The sequence below is a fragment of the Microbacterium sp. GXF6406 genome (genome assembly GCF_054798215.1).
Window position 1 is genome coordinate 1 of the sequence record NZ_JBSJZH010000059.1, and the last position, 1,142, is coordinate 1,142.

The 1,142-nt window shown below is 64.1% G+C and carries 1 pseudogene and 1 other annotated feature; the pseudogene reads right to left on the bottom strand.

Annotated elements, in window-relative coordinates:
- Nucleotides 1-31: 31 nt before the first annotated feature.
- Nucleotides 32-1,142: pseudogene (locus tag ACWAUG_RS13585) on the bottom strand (IS3 family transposase); the annotation flags it as partial.
- Nucleotides 863-997 (bottom strand) — a sequence feature (AL1L pseudoknot). It overlaps the preceding pseudogene by 135 nt.

The following is a 1,142-nucleotide window of genomic DNA, read 5'->3' on the forward strand; positions in this document are numbered from 1 at the left end:
TGAAGCGCCCTGGGTCTGATGGAGACTCGCGCTATTTGATTCCCACCAGCTGATCGTGGTCGGCTTGGACAGCATAGAACGCTTGCTCGAACTCGGCGGGCGGGATGTCGCCGAGGTAGCCATGGAGACGCTCGGTGTTGTGCCAGTGCACCCATCCGAGGGTTGCGAGCTCGAGATCCTCGACGCTCTTCCAGGGGCCTGATCGTGCGGGCCCGCGGACGAGTTCGGTCTTGTAGTAGCCGTTCACCGTCTCGGCGAGAGCATTGTCATAGCTGTCGCCGACGGTCCCGATCGACGGCGCCGCCCCGATTTCCGCTAGGCGTTCACCGTAGCGAATCGACGTGAATTGAGATCCTGCATCGCTGTGACAGCGCAGATCCTCGTGATGGCGGCCTCTGGACCAGCGGGCCATCTCGATCGCGTCGAGGACCATCTCGGTGCGCATGTGCGACGCGCACCGCCACCCGACGATCATCCTGCTGAACGCGTCGACGATGAAGCAGACATACGCGACGCCCGCCCACGTCGGCACGAACGTCAGATCGGTCACCCAGAGCCGGTTCGGGGCGGTCGCGGTGAACTCACGGTTGACGAGATCCGGGTGCCTCGCCGAGGCCGGATCAGGCCTGGTCGTCTTGACCCGCTTGCTCCGTATCGCGCCCTCGATGCCCGCAGCACGCATGAGCCGGCCGGTCTGATCCCGACCGATGTCGATCCCACTGCGACGGGCGGTCTTCCAGAGCTTGCGGACCCCATAGACGCAGTAGTTGTCCGTCCACAGCGACACCAACGCCGGTATGAGCGCGGCATCGCTGATCGCTCGCGCCGACGGGGCACGGTCCTTCGCGGCGTAATACGTGCTCGGAGCCACCTGCAACAACTTGCAGATGGGCTCGACTCCGAGCGGGCGGCCCTCGACGACATCGTTCTTGTTCGCGTCGATGAAGGCGACTATTTCCGGTGTTGGCGGTCGAGCTCCGCCCCGAAGAAACTCGCCGCCCTCTTCAATATCTCGTTCGCACGCCGCAACTCCCGGACTTCCTGCTCGAGTTCGCGCACTCGGTGAGCTTCGGCAGTGGTCACCCCAGCGACGTGACCGCCGTCAATATCTGCTTGCTTGACCCACATCCGCACGGACTCGA